Annotated in this window: 13 protein-coding genes; 8 read left to right on the forward strand and 5 right to left on the reverse strand. The window is 40.7% G+C overall.

Translation table 11 applies throughout. The features are described from left to right. Window positions 1-104 precede the first annotated feature (104 nt). The 5 genes from L1765_RS12245 (at window position 105) to L1765_RS12265 (ending at window position 11576) form a co-directional block, all read left to right on the forward strand. Entirely contained in the window at window positions 105-3527 is a 3423-nt protein-coding gene (locus L1765_RS12245; protein ID WP_236407773.1) for a PD-(D/E)XK nuclease family protein, read from the forward strand. Further along, on the forward strand, window positions 3499-7215 hold the full coding sequence (locus tag L1765_RS12250; protein WP_236407774.1) for a UvrD-helicase domain-containing protein: 3717 nt from the start codon (window positions 3499-3501) through the stop codon (window positions 7213-7215). Before L1765_RS12245 ends, L1765_RS12250 begins: the two co-directional genes overlap by 29 nt. 224 nt (window positions 7216-7439) lie before the next feature. Further along, window positions 7440-8942, forward strand: a complete 1503-nt coding sequence (gene glpK / locus L1765_RS12255) for a glycerol kinase GlpK (protein ID WP_236407775.1) — start codon at window positions 7440-7442, stop codon at window positions 8940-8942. Window positions 8943-8998: 56 nt separating this feature from the next. Then, window positions 8999-10690: a glycerol-3-phosphate dehydrogenase/oxidase gene (locus tag L1765_RS12260; RefSeq protein WP_407942265.1), complete on the forward strand. Its 1692-nt coding sequence runs from the start codon at window positions 8999-9001 to the stop codon at window positions 10688-10690. 49 nt (window positions 10691-10739) lie between these two features. Next, window positions 10740-11576, forward strand: coding sequence for a glycerophosphodiester phosphodiesterase (locus tag L1765_RS12265; RefSeq protein WP_236407776.1), 837 nt, complete (start codon window positions 10740-10742; stop codon window positions 11574-11576). 614 nt (window positions 11577-12190) lie between these two features. Here the strand turns inward: L1765_RS12265 and L1765_RS15965 are convergent. Both L1765_RS15965 and L1765_RS15970 read right to left on the reverse strand, forming a co-directional pair. Continuing rightward, window positions 12191-12706 carry a transposase gene (locus tag L1765_RS15965; RefSeq protein ID WP_329610029.1) on the reverse strand — a complete coding sequence of 172 codons (516 nt, stop codon included), beginning with the start codon at window positions 12704-12706 and terminating at the stop codon, window positions 12191-12193. 107 nt (window positions 12707-12813) lie between these two features. After that, complete coding sequence (locus L1765_RS15970; RefSeq protein ID WP_268928886.1) at window positions 12814-13068, reverse strand: helix-turn-helix domain-containing protein; 255 nt, start codon at window positions 13066-13068, stop codon at window positions 12814-12816. 285 nt (window positions 13069-13353) lie between these two features. Here L1765_RS15970 and L1765_RS12275 point away from each other — a divergent pair, with 285 nt between their 5' ends. Then, on the forward strand, window positions 13354-13710 hold the full coding sequence (locus L1765_RS12275) for a hypothetical protein (RefSeq protein ID WP_236407777.1): 357 nt from the start codon (window positions 13354-13356) through the stop codon (window positions 13708-13710). A 36-nt stretch (window positions 13711-13746) separates the two neighbouring features. Further along, window positions 13747-14115 carry a hypothetical protein gene (locus L1765_RS12280; RefSeq protein WP_236407778.1) on the forward strand — a complete coding sequence of 123 codons (369 nt, stop codon included), beginning with the start codon at window positions 13747-13749 and terminating at the stop codon, window positions 14113-14115. 489 nt (window positions 14116-14604) lie between these two features. Here L1765_RS12280 and L1765_RS12285 read toward each other — a convergent pair whose 3' ends face one another. The 3 genes from L1765_RS12285 to L1765_RS12295 all read right to left on the reverse strand — a co-directional run bounded on the left by L1765_RS12285 (window position 14605) and on the right by L1765_RS12295 (window position 16604). Then, on the reverse strand, window positions 14605-15243 hold the full coding sequence (locus L1765_RS12285; RefSeq protein ID WP_236407779.1) for a hypothetical protein: 639 nt from the start codon (window positions 15241-15243) through the stop codon (window positions 14605-14607). 578 nt (window positions 15244-15821) lie between these two features. After that, window positions 15822-16142, reverse strand: a complete 321-nt coding sequence (locus L1765_RS12290) for a hypothetical protein (RefSeq protein ID WP_236407780.1) — start codon at window positions 16140-16142, stop codon at window positions 15822-15824. A gap of 30 nt (window positions 16143-16172) precedes the next feature. Next, entirely contained in the window at window positions 16173-16604 is a 432-nt protein-coding gene (locus L1765_RS12295; RefSeq protein ID WP_236407781.1) for a hypothetical protein, read from the reverse strand. An 803-nt stretch (window positions 16605-17407) separates the two neighbouring features. Between L1765_RS12295 and L1765_RS12300 the strand changes: the two genes are divergently transcribed. Then, window positions 17408-17860, forward strand: coding sequence for a hypothetical protein (locus L1765_RS12300; protein ID WP_236407782.1), 453 nt, complete (start codon window positions 17408-17410; stop codon window positions 17858-17860). Window positions 17861-18249: the final 389 nt, after the last annotated feature.

The following is an 18249-nucleotide window of genomic DNA, read 5'->3' on the forward strand; positions in this document are numbered from 1 at the left end:
AGATGGAGCCAGTTTGAAAGCGACTATGATAAAATAAATGGATAGCAGAATCAAGTCTGAATAACAGAATCAAATTGCAGCCTCTTCAATGGGAGGGAATTTTTATGAGAGTTGTGTATACCGGTCCATTTGGCCAGGGAAAACGGCAGGAGTGGATCAAGGAAGCAAAAGAGATGATCCGCAAGGGACAAGGGGATGCTTTTCTATTTTTGCTTCCTACCCGGCATTTATTGAAAAAAGTACGGGAAGAACTTTTGGCAGATACACCGGGCGTCGTTGATTTAAAGCTCGTCACCTTTGATGAGATTGCTGACCGCTTAATCAGAGAACATAAGATTCGAACCATACACTTAGAAAAATACGGGAGGATGAAATTAGTTGAGCAAATATTAGAAGAGGAAAAGCAAGATGATAGACTGAATCTTTTTCATTCCATCCCTGTTTCTCAAGGTTTGTTGGAATCCTTGGTACATAGCATCGGAGAATTGAAAAGGGCGGGAATCACCCAGGAAGAAGCAGAAGTAATGGCTGATGATCCTCATCGAAATCCTAAGGAACGTGGCCTTCTTGTACTATACCTTCACTATCAAAAAAAGCTGAAAAGAGACGGGTTCACATTGATGGACCCTGAAGAAAAGCTGGTAGTGGCCACGAAGCTGCTGCAAGAAATGGTTTCATCAGGAGAAACGTTTTTTCTACAACATGTAAACACTTTATGGGTGGATCATTTTACGGATTTCACCCCTCTACAATATGCCCTCCTCCTTCAACTGTTAAAAATCAAAAGGATTCAACGGGCAGAAATCTATCTTCCCTACCAGCCATCCTTTTATGAAGAGATTCCTCACCTCCATGAAATCATGAAGCAAACCCTGATGAACCTTGAACAGGAAGGATTTGTCCATGCGGCTTACGATGGGGAAAATCACCGGGTTCATCATGAACTAAGGCGTTTTCGTGAGGCACTTTTACGGCAAGATCTTAATGAACCATTGCCAGCTCCTGAACAAATTCAACTGCTTCCTGCCAGTTCTATCAAGAAGGAAATAGAAATGGTGGGAAAAGAGATAAAAAGAATCCTGACAAAGGAGAAGGACCTTTCCCCATCCGGGATTGCTGTGATTGTGAGGAACCAACCTAGCTATCTTCCCCTGATTCAGGAGATTTTTTCAAAAGAAGGAATTCCCGTCCAGATTCCCGAACTGACGTCAGTGGCGGAAACCCCTCTTTTCCGCCAGTTCATTTCCTTTTTAAGAATTGCATCCTCCAATTGGCACAAAAGTCAGCTCATTAAGGCCGGAGAAGGAGTTTATCTGAATTGGAGTGAGGCAGAACCGCCCCCGGGGTTGGAAAACTGGATCAAGCAAATGGGGATTGTTGATGGAAAAGAAACTTGGTTCAGGCGAATCGAGTGGAGTAGGAGCTTTCTGCAGGAGTCCCTTGATCGAATGGGGAATCAATCCTTGCATGGGGAAGAGGAGGACGATTATTTTCCCGAAGAAAAAGAGAGGAAAAAAGAAAGTATTCTCAAACGGATCAAGTGGTTGGACCGACTAGAGGAATGGTTAAACCAGATCAAACAGATGATTGAGCAAATTCCGGTGAAGGGCACCATTCAACAATACATCCAGGTGTTGAATGAGGTCATGAATCAGGTATCTTTAAAAGATGCTCCCTTTCGACTGATGAACCGTAAAGAATATACTTGGCATCAATTGAATCGCGATCAAGATGTTATACGTGTATTGGATAGTTCCCTGCAGCAAATGAAGCAAATATCCTTGATTCTTGGGGATGACAACATCCTTTCTTTTCCAGTTTTTTTGGAACAGTGGGTCTCTGTCCTTCATGGAGAAATGGTGACCATTGCTAAAGGTGAACCACAGGGTGTTCACATTTTGGATCCATCTGGAGCCAGGGGAGATGATTTTCATACGGTCTTTGTATTGGGGATGAATGAAGGAAGTTTTCCATTGATACACCGGGAAAACTGGTTGATGGGAGATGCAGAACGCCTGGTTTTCCAGCAAAAGGGGAAAATATTGCCCGCCAGCCATTATCATAACGAAATGGAGCGGTTGTTCTTTCTCATGACCGTCTCTTTACCCAAAGAACGAATCATTTTTTCCTTTGTTTCGCCCAAGGCTGATGAAAAGGTGTTACAATCTTCCTTTGTGGACTGGATGAAGGAGAATGTGGAACCGGGAGATTGGGCTCAGCCAGTCATTTTTTCGGAAGCGAGAAAGACGCGATTTTTTCCGGAGGATAAACGGGACATTTCCAATCAACAGGAGCTCCGCCGTTGGCTGGCACAGCACATGGCATATTCTGCTTCCTATGGGGAGGATTCTGTGAAAAAGCTGATCTCACAGGAAAAAGTGTTTTGGCAGCATGTCATCCAGGGAATCCATGTGGAGAGGAACAGGTGGTCGGGTCCCTTTGGTCCCTGGGATGGAAGACTAACTGACCCCCGTATTCATCAGGAAATACAGAAGATTTTTTCTGCAGACAGGCCCTACAGCATTACCTTTATCAACGAATATGCCGCAAGTCCCCTTACCTTTTTCTTTTCCCGGGTGTTGGGGGTGAAACCGGTGGATGAGATGCGGCAGGAGATCACGCCAGTGGAAAAAGGGAACTTGCTCCATGAAGTGCTGCGCCAGGTTTATGAGGCAGAACGAGGCAAGCCATTTTCCCAACTTCAAGAATCGGTTCTGGCAGAAAAGCTAATCCATGTATTTGAGCGGGAATGTGAAGTATTTTCCAACCACCCCCTCTTTGTCAATTCCTATATATGGAATCTGGAAAAGGAACGATTAAAGCAGGAAATGTTAAGGTGGCTAAAGCATGAATTGGCCCATGAGAAAAATCATGATTTTAAACCTAGTCATTTTGAATTTTCCTTTGGTCTACCTGTCATCGAAGGTCAAAAAACAGATCCTGAATCGATCCCTCATCCTGTGAAATTGAAATTGGGTGACACATCTTTACGTTTATATGGGAAAGTGGATCGAATCGATATCCATGATGATGGATCCTTTGTTATTTATGACTATAAGCTGCAATTGGGAAGACGGTATAAGGGGTACAAAGATGTGGAAGAAGGGCGGAATTTTCAGCTTCCTTTGTATCTGGCAGCCGTTCAGACATGGTTGAAAGAAACCAAGAAGATAAATGCCCAACCCATCGGAGCAGGGTTTTACAGCCTGAATGGAAAGGAAAAATTTAAAAAGCTAGGAATGTGGTTGGAGGAAAGGAAGGAAGATGCCGGAATCTCTTCGAGAACCAGATCTGGCGTCATAGAGAATTTAGAAGACGCTATGGAAGATGCACTGCAAACCGTTGGAGTATTGTTTCATAAACTGCGCCGCGGAGAATTCCACATGCTCCCTGAACATACACCAGCCACCTATTATGCGGATCAAGCTGTATACCGTATGGATCCTGTCCAATTGGAAAGAAGGGTAAAGTTTTTGGAGAAAAGAGGGGAGAAACGGGATGAAGCCCATTACTCAAATGATTCGTAACCCAAAACCACATCCCCAGCAGGAGATGGCGATTACGGAACTGCATAAAAATTTGGTAGTCTCAGCGGGTGCCGGTTCGGGGAAAACTTGGGTGTTAACCGAAAGATATCTTGAGAAATTAAATCATGGTATTCGAGCCGATGAGATTGTAGCCATCACCTTTACGGAAAAAGCGGCCGCTGAAATGAAAGAAAGAATACGTTCTGCGGTTACTAAGATGGCTAGAAGAGCAAAGGAGGATGAAGAAAAACGGTTCTGGCAGAAGAAACGGAAGGAATTAAACTACTCCATGATCACGACTATTCATGGCTTCTGTGCCCGCCTTCTTCGTGACCACCCTTTGGAGGCAGGGGTTGATCCTCATTTTCAGGTGTTGGATGGAACCGAGGCAAGTCTTCTTCTACAGGAAACGATTCAGGAAATGGTAGAAAAGGCTCTGGAAAAGGGAGATGAGCGATCTCGTCTCTTATATGCGGAATTTTCAAGTTCCTTTTTGCTGCAACAGGTTGTCTATTCCCTATATGAATCTCTCAAAACCTATCATGTGAGCGATGAAACGGTCATCAAAGAGACGGAAAAGTCACTGTTCAGGAGAAAGGAGAAATTTTTGCAGGCAAGGAGTCGTCTGTTTCAACTCTTTGATGCGTTGGAAGAAGAATTTGCATTATTAGAAAAGGGCCTTGGCAAGAAGAGGCCGCCCACCTATCTTGACATCTATCGTCGTTGGCGGGATCAATTTCGGCAGTATTCCTCTCTGATCGAAACATGGGACGGTACTTACACCGACGCATACGGAAACATGATGGAGAATTTATTGGCTGGAATGTGGCGGAAAGCAGGGTCTGATCAGTTTAAACGGCTTCACGGAGAGCTAAAGGAAACCCTGCAAACCCTTCTTTTATTTGCCGAGGCTCCCCATTATGTCGAAGTCGTAAAAGCCTTGGTATCTTTAGTGGAGGAAGTAACCCAGTCTTACGAAACAGTAAAAAGAAGCCGCTATGCGGTGGACTTCAGTGATCTGGAAACCCTTACCGTCAAACTGCTTACGGAACACCATCATGTGGTGGAAAAGTGGCAAAAAAAAATAAAGTACCTGATGGTTGACGAATTTCAGGATACCAACAGCTTACAGAAAGCGATTTTTGATTTGCTCTCTTCCCGAGGTGAAAAAATCAATCTTTTTGTTGTTGGTGACGGAAAGCAATCGATCTATAAATTCAGGGGGGCAGATGTGGAGGTATTTCAACAGATTGGGGAACACATTAAACAACACGGTGGAGAATCCGTATCCCTTCAAAAAAATTTCCGGACTCAGCAAAGGTTGATCGCTTATATGAATGACTTTTTCAGCCGTTTGATGATAAAAGTAGAAGGAGATAAAGATTTTTACGTGACTTATGAACCCTTGGAAGCCCAACGTTGTCCGGAACATACCCAGCCTACGGTGGAATTGTTAGGCTATTGCTGGCAAAAGGAGAATTCCTCAGGAGATGAGGAGGAAGAAGAGGAAAGTTGGCGTCAGATAGAAGCTGCTCGGATTGCCGGTAGAATTAAAGAAATGGTGAAAAAGGGTGAATCCCTAATCTGGAGAAAAGAGGGAGAGGAAGCAAAGGAAAAGCCTTCTTCAGTCCAATACGGCGATATCGCCATCCTCCTTTCTGCCCGGACTCATATGCATGTGTATGAACAGGCCTTATATGAACAGGGCATACCCTATGTCGTGGTTGGAGGGAGGCAGTTTTATCAAAAGCAGGAGATACTGGATGTTCTGAATCTGTTGAAACTGATTCAAAATAGCGAGGATGAAATCGCCCTTCTAGGGTTCTTGCGTTCCCCATTTGTTCATCTGAATGATGAGACCCTTTTTTGGCTGACAAGAAACCATAGCTTGCGCCATGCGTTTTATTCCCTTGAAATAAAACCGGAAACCGTAACGGATGAGGAATGGCAGAAGCTGATCAAGGCACGAACGTGGTTAAGTCAATGGAAGTTTCTTCGATTAACAGAGGGAGTATATGCTGTTCTTCATCAAGTATTGGAGGATACCGGGTTTCCCCAAATTCTGCTGTCCCTGGAAAATGGCCAACAAAGACTGGCCAATGTCATGAAGTTTCTGGATATGGTGAAGGAATGGGTTGACCATAGAGGCTATGAGCTGTATGACTTTATTCAGCATATGAAGGTTATGCTGGAAAAGCAGATTCAGGAGGAAGAAGCTTCGGTGATTGAAGACCGGGGGAATGCGGTGATCTTAATGACGATTCATGCCTCCAAAGGCTTGGAGTTTCCGGTAGTTGTTCTGCCCGATTTACAGAGGGATTTGCTAAAGGGTGGAGGGGCCTTTTCCAGAGCCATATATCGCCCGAATATCGGCTTGGGGATTCAGTTGAATCGGGAAGAATCCAAGCCAATCGGTGATGGCATGTTTGATGAATTGAAGGAAGAAGAGAAAAGCCGTGAACTGCAGGAAGCTCGGCGACTCTTGTATGTAGCCATGACCCGAGCCAGGGATTACCTTCTTTTGGTTGGTTCGCAAAAGGTAACAAAAAGAGTGACAGAGGAATATAAAAACAACTGGCTGGATTGGATTGTTAAACATCTGGGTTATCAACAATTGTCAGAGTTAAAAGGGAGTCATCAACCGTGTATAGAAGCTGAAGGGTGGAGCATGAAACTGACCTGGGAACTTTCCGAATCGGGGGAAAATGATGAAGAAAATGATGTTCCACACGATATTCCAGAGGATATGACGGATATAGAATTGATGAATGGATTCATGAGTTTGGGAGAAGAGGATGAAATTGAGAAAGATCCTGGAGAAGACGCTGATGGCGTTTTTGTGGAATTTCCGTTGCTTAAGTCCGTTAGCCTGCCGGAGACAAATCATTTCCATACCCTTTCGGTAACTGCATTGATGAACTATTTTCAGTGTCCGAGACTTTTCTATATACAAAATATCTTGGGAATTCAACTTCCGATTGGCAGTCAATCCAATCTCCAATTCTCGGAAGTTCCTTATGACGACAAAGATGGTGACACTTCTTCGTCGAAGGAGACTCTACTTTCTCAGATTGATGTAGGAAATATGGTTCACCACGTGTTAGAGAAGTTGGACCATCCCCAGGAGGCTGAGGAACTGATTCGCCATGAGTTGCTCAGCTACGGGCTTAACACAGGGGAGATCAAGCGCTGGACGGAGGAAATCAAACCTTACATAGACCGGTATATAAATAGTCCGTGGAATCCGATCAATTACAGGAAAGTGCAAAGTGAAATCCCGTTTCTCTACCGTTTGGGAGAACAAACCATATCCGGAGTAATGGATAAAATGCTTAAAGATGAGGAAGGGAAGGCGACCATCCTTGATTTTAAAACCAATCATTTTCCGGTGGGGCAAAAAGAACGGGCAGATCACTTGGAGAAGCTGGTGAATAAATATAAGACTCAGGCCATTCTCTACACATTGGTTGTCAAGGAAATCCTTCAATACCCTGTAAAGGAAACAATTCTATATTTCTTGGAGATTGATCATCCTTATGCCATATCGGTAGATGATGCCAATTTGGCATCTGAAAAGAGAAGACTTGAAGATGCCATTGCTCGAATCAAAGGTTCCAGGCAAATTAAGGATTACCCGTCATGCCATCATGTTGCTTGTCCATGTAAAAAATGGAGTAAGTTTTTGTAGTCAACTTAAATATCTTTAAAAAATAATCAGCCAATATCTGTAGGGGCTCTACTCCTCCTATCGATATTGGCTTTTTTCATAGAACAATTTACATATGTTTCTATCCCATTGAAATATGTCGTAATAAATAGAAGGAAATAAACCAGTGTAGTTTAATATACACATAGAATAGAGTGAAGAAGTGAATGATGAAATGTAAAAATAATAGCAAGGGGAGATAACGGATGGAAAAAAAGTATGTGTTAGCACTTGATCAGGGAACAACCAGTTCCAGAGCGATATTATTCGATAAATCCGGCCAAATTGTAGGAGTAGCCCAGAAAGAGTTTACCCAAATTTATCCAAAACCGGGCTGGGTTGAACATGATCCGATGGAAATTTGGGGAACCCAAAGTGGTGTTGCCAGGGAAGTGTTGGAAAGAACAGGAATTCGGCCGCAGGAAGTAGCAGCTATCGGGATTACCAACCAACGGGAAACCACAGTGGTTTGGGATAAGACAACAGGAAAACCCATATATAACGCCATAGTGTGGCAGGACAGAAGGACAGCAGATATTTGTGATAATCTAAAAGAAAGAGGGTTGGAAGAGTATATTCGGGAAAATACCGGACTGGTGATTGACGCCTATTTCTCCGGAACAAAGATAAAGTGGATTCTTGATCACGTTGAAGGAGCCAGAAAAAAAGCCGAAAATGGCGAATTGTTGTTTGGCACTATCGATACCTGGCTGATTTGGAATCTGACCAGGGGAAATAGTCATGTCACCGATTACTCCAATGCATCCAGAACATTGCTTTATAACATAAAAGATTTGAAATGGGATGAAAGATTACTGAATGAATTAAATATTCCCCTTTCGATGATGCCGGAAGTAAAGCCATCCAGTGAAATCTATGATAAAACCGATCCGCAGACCTTTGGAGGAGCAGAAATTCCGATCGCAGGTGTGGCAGGGGATCAGCAGGCGGCTTTATTTGGACAAACCTGCTTTGAACCGGGAATGGCCAAAAATACCTATGGAACAGGATGCTTCATGTTGATGAATACTGGGGAAAAAGCGGTTTCCTCCCAATCCGGGTTGCTAACTACCATCGCTTGGGGATTGGATGGGAAAGTGGAATATGCTTTGGAAGGCAGCATCTTTATTGCCGGGGCAGCGGTACAATGGCTACGAGACGGTTTAAAACTAATAGATACTGCTCCTGATTCCGAATACTATGCTTCAAAGGTACAGGATACAGATGGAGTCTATGTGGTTCCAGCCTTTGCAGGATTGGGAGCCCCTTACTGGGATATGTATGCCCGTGGTGCAATTTTTGGTCTAACACGGGGAACAACCAAGGAGCATATTATTCGAGCAACCTTGGACTCTTTGGCCTACCAAACAAAAGATGTACTAGGAGCCATGGAAAAGGATTCTGGTATTGAACTCAAAGCCTTAAGAGTAGATGGAGGCGCGGTAGCCAATAACTTATTAATGCAATTTCAGTCAGATATATTGGGAGTAAATGTGGAAAGGCCAAAGGTGACAGAAACAACGGCTCTTGGTGCAGCATATCTGGCTGGATTGGCAGTGGAGTTTTGGAAAAAACAAGAGATCGAAAAAAATTCAAGTATAGATGCTGTTTTTAAGCCAAGTATGGATGATGAAACAAGGAAAAAGCTTTACAAGGGTTGGAAAAAGGCAGTAAAAAGAACAATGAATTGGGAAAAGGACGAAGAATAGAAACTTGAAGCCCTTCTTGCTACCAAACGTCGGGTTTTGAGAGGGAGGGGAATAAAGTGGAAAATACAGATATATTTTCAACATTTCACAGAAAGAAATACTTGGAACAGATGGCCGAAGGAAAGTTGGACGTCATTATCATTGGTGGTGGAATCACTGGTGCTGGGATCGCCTTGGATGCAGCTTCCCGGGGATTAAAGGTCGGGTTGGTGGAAAAGCAGGATTTTAGTGCAGGAACGAGCAGCCGATCCACAAAATTGGTACATGGTGGTTTAAGATATCTGAAACAGGGTGAAATTAAATTAGTTCGGGAAGTGGGAAGAGAAAGAGCCATATTACATCAAAATGCTCCTCATATCGTAATTCCGGAAAAAATGCTGTTGCCACTGGTTGACAACGGAACATACGGAAAAATGGCCACTTCTGTTGGTTTATGGTTATATGACAGATTGGCGGGCGTGAAGCAGGAAGAACGAAGGGTGATGCTGTCGAAAAAACAAACGGAAGAATTGGAACCTTTGCTTCGCAAAGACATTCTACGAGGAGGGGGGTTGTATATTGAGTATCGTACAGATGATGCCAGATTGACGATCGAAGTAATGAAAACCGCTCACTCCTATGGTGCTTTATGCGTTAATTATGCTGAGGTCAGTCAATTTATTTACAAGGACCGGAAGGTGATTGGGGTTCAGGTAAAGGATCAGTTGACCAGTAAAATCTATGAAATCTATACCAAGAAAATTGTCAATGCTGCAGGTCCTTGGGTTGATCAGCTTAGAGATATGGATGGATCTTTGGAAGGGAAACGACTTCACCTTACCAAAGGAGTTCATCTAGTTGTTCCGTATCACCGACTCCCTTTAAAACAATCAGTCTATTTCGATGTTCCGGATGGTCGAATGATTTTTGCCATACCAAGAGAGAGCTCAACCTATATTGGAACGACCGATACCAATTATCATGGAAATATTGAAAAACCAACCGTTTCAAAAGAAGACGTAGACTATCTCTTAAGTGCAGTTAACCATATGTTTCCGAATGCAAAACTAAAGATAGGAGATATCTCATCAAGTTGGGCCGGACTCCGCCCTTTGATCCATGAAGACGGAAAATCCCCTTCGGAATTATCGCGGAAGGATGAGATTTTTTATTCATCATCAGGATTAATCACCATCGCAGGAGGGAAACTTACTGGTTTTAGGAAGATGGCAGAAAGGGTAGTTGATATTGTCATGAGTCAATTAAAGGAGGAATATGGTTTTAAATACAAGCCTTGTATAACCGATAAGATCGTCCTATCAGGAGGAGACTTTACTTCTTCATTGCAGGAATACATCAATGAAAGAATAGACATGGCAAAATTGTCAGGTCTCAATGAGAAACATGTTGTCTCTCTGGTATACAGATATGGAACAAATACTTTGAAGGTATTAGAAAAAGCAGAAAAGCTAAAACAGGGTCTGGATTTCAATCAGTCCATTCATAATACCGATATATTAGTTGCTGTAGCAGAGATGCATTATGCGATTGAAGAAGAAATGGTTGCCAATTTGAATGATTTTCTGATCAGGCGAACTGGGAGACTTTTTTTTGAAAGAGATAATCTGGCATCTTATTATAAAATATTATTGGAGGAGATGGCCCGAATTTTTGGTTGGACCCAACAAATGAAACAAACCTATTTAGATGAGTTTGAAGAAGAGTATAAACAGGTGGTAGAATTTAATCATGAAGCAAATCATGTGTAAAAGGGGAGAAAACACCCTATGAAAAATAAACGGTTCCGTTCTGGTGCGATTGCTGCATCTACAAGTAAGGAAGATTTATGGAACTATTCCAGCTTATATAATTAACAGAAGTGTTGGTGATTTCTTGGAAAACTACAAACCACTCATTATCGCACACCGGGGCGCATCCGGTTATGCTCCTGAAAACACGATCCCTGCTTTTCAAAGGGGGCTCGATTTGGGAGCGGATGGAATAGAATTGGATATTCGTTTGACAAAAGACGAAAGTATCATTGTCATACATGATCAGACGATTGACAGAACGACAAATGGATCAGGGAAAGTTTATGAATTAACGCTGGAACAAATCAAATCATTTGATGCAGGATATTGGTACTCTGATCAGTACAAGGGGACATCCATACCGACGCTTGATGAAGTGATGAAAATCATTCCCCATGATTTATTTGTGAACATTGAGGTAAAGCAGGGTCCTTTTTTTGATGTAAGAATGGTTGACGTATTAGCCAATTGGCTTCAAAAACAATCGTCTAATCAAAATTTTGTGATTTCATCCTTTGACCATCGGTTTTTGGCTGAATTACATGAAAAACAACCAAATATAAGGTTAGGACTCTTATATGAAGCAGTATTATTTAACCCGATACGGTATCTGTCCGAATTGCCTTTTGACGTCTATTCGGTCCACCTATTTCATGAAACGGTCTCAAGGGAGATGGTTGAAGCTTTTCGCCAAAATGGAATTAAAGTGATCTGTTATACGGTAAATGAAACAGAAGATTTAGAACGAATGATAGAATTACGGGTTGATGGGATTATTACCAATTACCCTGATCGACTGAGAAACCTTTTGATGGTTTCCTACAATGGGCGACAGAGCGATTAAATGAATATCTGGTGGTTTGTGAAACATTGAAGTCCCACTCAGAGAATGATCATTTCTTCATTGAAGAGGTAGCAGTCATTTCTAGTTTTCCTGACCCAACTCTTGCTTGGAAAGAATACAAGAAACTGCATTTAGCTGATCGCCCTCGTGAATACTATATTTTTCATACCGATCATAAAACAAATTGAAGTAACAGAACAGAAGTTCATTGGAGTCAGAGGCCGACTCCAATGAAGGTTCAAATGAAGAATGGATGGCTGATCAATAAGTTCAAGAGCACACGTTTGAAGGTGTGCCTATTTGAATAAAAATAGTTGATCCCCACCTTGCCCAATGATGGGAAGTTTTGATGATTTACTTCCAAGCCTGAGGATGGTCATCGCGGACCAATCAAATTGTCCCATATGAAAAGCTTGTTTTTACATGGAAATGGGAACATGAAGAAGGCGAATTTCCTGAAACATTAGTAAGTGTTTTGTGTCTCTTCGCCACTAGCAGTGATTTCAAAATAGATTCCCTCTATCAATTTCCAGTAAATCTTTGAAAATAGTGGACAAGGGAATCGGGTTCGGTCGGCGAGCGAAGCGTGGCTCCACACCGTTCACGGTTCTTTTTTATTTGGATGTAGGATCATTAAATGTAAGTTTTCCGCCAATGAGATAGATCATGGCCACTAAGTTTTCAACGGATCGATAACCACGGGCTTTTCGTTTCGCAGCTTGAATGAGGCTGTTAACGCCTTCAAGAAGGCAGTTATTCAGCTGGGATGTAAACAAACGTACAATCCCGTCATAGTGTTTTTGAATCATTTGAGCTACTTCTACCATAGGTTCTAATCGGCATCGAAGCCCCCATTGGATCCAATCCTTTAATACCATTGGGGCAATCGAAGACGGATAACGAAAGATTTCTTGAAGGCAGATTTTCATCCGATACGCTTTGGCAGCTTGTAAGTCACAGTCTTTCAATTTATCTAAAGCCTTCTTTTGTTCCGCTGTCAAATTGTTTTCATTCTTTAGCCAGATGTAACGTGTATTCTTTAGATCGGCACATGTTTTTTGCTCCTTGCGTCGTACTTCGTCTACGGATTCATTGACATTCTTCATGACATGAAATTTATCAAACGTAATGGCTGCTTTAGGAAAGTTTTCCTTAAATCCCTGATGAAAGCTGGAGACATGTCAATGCAAACTTTTTTGATCTTTTCCGATTGACCGCCGTGAGCTTTCAGATGCTCTTAACAAACACGGACGGTTTCAGCATCTTTCCCTTCTGTAGCGTAAATGACGACCTTTTGATCCGCATCCATAAAGATGGTGATATAATGATGCCCTCTTTTGGATGAGGTTTCATCCGTGCTGATTTTCGTAACATGGGATAGATCTTGGGCTTCAATGGCCTGTTCTACGTAATAATGTAGGATTCGCCATAACCGAGTATCATGTTCACCGAGAAGGCGCGCAATGGCGTTCATGGGCATATCTTTAGCCATCGTCAAGACAAGCGCATCAAATTTCAGTGTTTGCGGTACTTCACGAAAACATCAAGTTGTTGTAACTCATTATTGAATTTACACCTGTCAATATACCATGGCTCTGGGATATTCATCGTTTTGTCTAACTCATTAATCTCTATAAACATATGAAAATACCTCCATAATACTGGTCTATTAATTTCCAGTATTAACAGGTACTGTTCACTTTATTCAGCGAAGAAGCTGTTAACCTGAACTTGGTATAAAAGATTTGAACAGTATGGCATCGTGGGCAAGTGAATCTTGGGTGAAAAAGTAAGATTTGATGATGATATTTCCATGTTACGAAGGCATGCAATAGCATCCGCAATGAACACAGAATTTGATGTGTATATGGTTGCAGACAATGCACAATGTTGTCTTGAACTGAAGTTGGAAGCAAATTTTGGAAAAAACTTTTTATTGTATCAACCTTTTAGACAATTATTGCAATTGAATATACTTAGCAAGCTGTACAATATTGATAATTATTATCTCTACCTTGTAACCATGGAGAAAGAAGCTACTTTAAAGCGCCATTTATCAAATCACTATCCACAATATATAAAAGACTTCATTAATATCGATTTGATAAAAACTCTTTCGTGGACAATGATTTGAGAATGGCTTGATATTGAGGGGCTTAAACAATATCCTATGCTATACAAACTTAGACAACGTTTAGATGAATATATATCAACATCTAAAGCTTTTAGTAGAGATTTACGTAGAGATCAGATTAAAGTCCCACAATTTATATTTGATACCTATTATATAAGGCCGACAAAAGGAGGTGAAATTCTTGAATTAAACGGTTTGGACATCTTAGGTTTTTATCCTGGAGAAGTTATTGTTGGGTTTCCTGTTCTTTCCTTAGATATTCAAAGCAAGTGGATAACTCGATTTGAAAATGATGGTTTTAAAGCTACACCTAAGAAAAACTATTGGAGTTTTAAATTCGATTCGAATATTCCACAAAAAGTAGAAAATTTATTAAGAGAATTTCTCGAGGATATTCGTAAATAAGAACTGTAAGATATTATTGCAGCAAGCGATATCTATTTCTGAATACATCGGCCTTAAGAACGAGGCTCGTTATTGATACCGATATATTTTACTTAGTTTCCCCTGAAAAAGTCTAAGTTTTGTACAAAAATAAAAGGAATTTCAAGCCTCGAAGATGGCGGCAATTTTGTAAATCCATGTTGAAGGGGAGCACAGCTTTTCACTGCCAGGCAAAGATATCTACCGCTATTTGAATCATTCCCGCTTTGCTTGTCGACGGTTTTTGAAAAAACCAGTGAAACTGTTATCTCCTTGCAATTTCTCGTTATGAATTTGGAATACCGTCTGAGACTCTTCTTTTTCACTTTTTTTCGCTGGTATTTTCTTAGGTTTCCGCTGGACGAATCAAACGGCTAAAGGAATCGTTCAGCAAGCCCTAATTAAATGGTTATTATTCATACTTCATCCCTTTCTTTTAAAAAACCACAAAAAGTGGTCCCAATAATATAATCACTCGATGAACTTATTTAATCTTTCTACCTCTCTATCAAGTACTTGTAACATTCTATATATTTCGGATTCTATGCAGGATTGTTCTTCTAACGGCCATCGAAACTCATCAAAGTGAACATCATTTACGTATCTTTCAATTTCTTTGACTAAACAACTTATATTATCTGTATTTTTCATTTTTATAAAGTTTGAGTACTTTCTAGTTTGAGGTAACCAAGTCGAAAATCTGTCAAATAGTTCTTGATAAGTGTCTAGATGACTTTCATATGGGTCGCAGTAATAACGGCATTTTTCTGCACAACGCCACCCACAATATCGATTAAGGTCAATGTCAATTATATAAATGTCATCAATGCTCTTAAAACAATAGGAACATCGATTCGGGCTCAACTGAACTTTATAGTTATCTCCATCAATTTGGAGCCAACCTTCTTTCATATACTTTGGAAGAAAATATTGTGCCAAGTAAGCTTCAATTGTTAATTTGTAGCTCGACTCAGTCAATTTTGTAAATAGTCTAGGATATTCCTTTTGCAGGCACTCAACAATATCGAAAAAACTTGCAATTCTGTTGTTTGCGAAGAAATCCCTAAGAAAAATATTTAATTTTTTTCTCTCTGCTATTTTCAAAGGCATGTTAAGTCCATCCTTTCTCGCTAAAATATCTTATTAATTTGCCGTATTTCAATCTCTATTCCCCCTTAGATGGGTCGTTTTAAAAGAAAACTTTTCAGGGTCAATATAATTTTCCTCTTTGAAATGATCATTTTGGTTAAAGGATTTCTCAATATGAATATGGATGTTAATGGATGGTTCATGTTTTGTGTTTGTTTTTTGTTGTCGGTTACTGAAGACAATATCTTTCATACCGGAAAAAAATAACCATGAAAAGAAGGAAAATAAAATTAAGAGCAAGGATATCAGAATCAGAGTAAGAACACCGCCTTTCTGAACTCGTCTTGTACAGGGGCCTCCACGATGTCACGTTATATTTTCAAATGTTAAATCATATTCCTCTATGCATTCCTCACAATATCTAAATTGGTCGGCTTGTCGTCTTACATTATTCGAATCTTCCCATTTCGAACATATAGGGCACTGCACAATATTTTCACAGCTCAATGCATCACCCAATATGGGGTACAGTTGATCATACCATTTGTTTCTCCAAATTGCGTCAGAGGTTGCCCAAAAGTTGTTTTTGTCTTTAATTTTTAGTGTCTGTTTTTCAATTTAAATGCTTTCCAATCGTTGTTTTTTTGGATGGAGTCAGTCATTTTTTCTTCATCAACTTTAATTCCGAACCGTTCTTTTATACCACCGCGGCGTTTTCTGACGATGGCCTCTGCTTTTTCCAAATCCGCTTGCTCTTTACGAAGTAGAGATAGAATTCGAAACATTTCCCTTGCCACAGGTCCATCATCACCCTCCAAATATTCAATTTCTAAAAAATCTTCTTCTTCAAATACTTGTTCTAACTCATTGATCGTTTCCAGGATGTCTAGATGGAAACACGTCAGATCATGGTTATTCATTTGTTTTATGCTTGCCATTTTCTTTTTTAGCTAGTGATAGGGATACAGTTTGCGAAAATAATCAAACAAGTATAAATAGTCTTCCCAGTAAGGGGAATCATCCTCATCAATGTCTAATTCCTCATAACAGTCTCTACTACAATACCGATTCCCTTTCTCGCTGCGTATGTAAATATCCCCAATAGGAGAGGCACAATAGCGACAGAATTTGGATGTTTTTTTGATCGTCCATTTTTTGTTTCTATATGCTAACCAGCCTTCCTGAGAAAGTTCAGTCAATAAAATGTTTGCTGCTTCAGTAAGGTCAATTTTCAGCGAGACTAAACGCTTAAATAACACGGGGGAATCTACTTTTATCTTTTGTAAGATATGATCTGTACTAATAGCACGGTCTTTGATAATACATTGCTTGGCGGAACGGAAGAAATCTTGTCTTACACTATCTTTGATTTTAAGTTTCAAAATGATCATCTCCCTTAACTTGTTTTTAGTCGAGCTCATTTTCACTATACACATGGATTTTTTAGAATTCTAAGAGATCGAGATGTTTTTTGTGTTTTTTTGAGAGAAAGCAAAGTATTCTTTGGTTACTGCTCATTCTTAATTGGCGTTTGCAAAAGCATGCCTTTCTTACATCAAGGTTTAAGTTTAATATAGGATTCTTGTATAGTTTGACCCGAGTTCGACAGTTGCTAGGCAAATAAAATACCCGCAAACCCAGGCCAGGCTTGAGTTCACGGGCATTAGACAGTAAAGTATCGTGTACCTATGCTTTTGGTTGGATTTCAAAGAACTTTGGAGGTGGCTCAATTTTCATTATACCAGGAAACTCAAATCATGTCGGTATTTGTCGAAAGATTGTGAAAGGAATTTGCCTGTTTTTGGAGAAAAGAAAAAGTAAAATCAAACTTACGGAGAAAAGGTAGTGCCAAAAGAATAATTAAATTTTACATTTTCTGTGTCTACTTTATTGACATAGTATCAAGGAATCGGTTGTGGAAAGATCAACAGAAGTAATCCAGAAAATTAAGCCGCTGTAGAACTGCTGCAGCAGTGTCAAGGCGGCAGGAGTGCTGTACTCCTTCTGTATTAGGCAGAAAAAAATGCCTTCTCGGCAATTTTTGGGAAGTTTTGAAAATATCAAGAGGAAGGTTTGTTCCCACCCTGTTTTTGTGGTGAAACAATAAAAGACCCTAGCCGCAATGCTAGAGTCTACAACGGAAATTAATTTCCGAGAAGATTAATAGATTACTTGAGGTGATCAAATGGATACATGGGTTAAGGACTTAGTAGTATTCTATGGTGCAATCCTCTCTACGGCGGTTGCAGCGTGGAACCTGTTTACATACTTCAATGATAAGGGCAAGCTAAAAGTACATTGTTATATAGGTAGACTCGTTTATGAGCAACATGTAGACGATAAGGACTATCTCATATATAACATTACTAATACTGGTCGTAAGCCGATCTGGGTTACTAATATAGGTGGTGAGTTTAAGACAGGTGATGAGAACCACTTCCTTATCAAACCCAGCCCCGGCAACATTCCAAAGAAGCTAGAGCCGGGGGAATATCTTCATGAATGGACACCAGACCTCTTTATCCTTAGTGATAACCTCAAGAGTTTAACCGCATACGACTCCTTAGGTAATACATACAAGTGCGACAGAAAAACCACAAAGAGACTTATTAAAGAATCAAAAGGCCTCAAGGCTTGATCACTGCCCAGAGGCTTTATACTGTAGTTCTGGAATGGGGTATAGTGGGTCTGTCAATAATTTTGTGTAAACTTTTTTTAGAAAACAAATGTGCTAAGTTATCAAAGAGTTTGGCCACATGCGGCGAACCATTAACATGGGTGTGGGGCTAAAAGACTAGTCTGCCAGGCAAAATACAATGTCAAGCGTCAGTGAAAATGTCATATTAAAACGTCAGTGATTCTGTCACTTTTTTAGATGTTCTTCATCCCTTGAGGGATGTTAGCTTGTATCGCTCATTTCATCAAGGGTAAAGGCAAAGCCCTCGCTGTCGCTCGCCCTTGATTTCATTCACGATACAAGCTATTAGGGCCATTAAGGGATGAAGGATGACCTATCTGTTGTAACAG

This window comes from Microaerobacter geothermalis, assembly GCF_021608135.1.
Taxonomy (GTDB): Bacteria; Bacillota; Bacilli; order DSM-22679; family DSM-22679; genus Microaerobacter; species Microaerobacter geothermalis.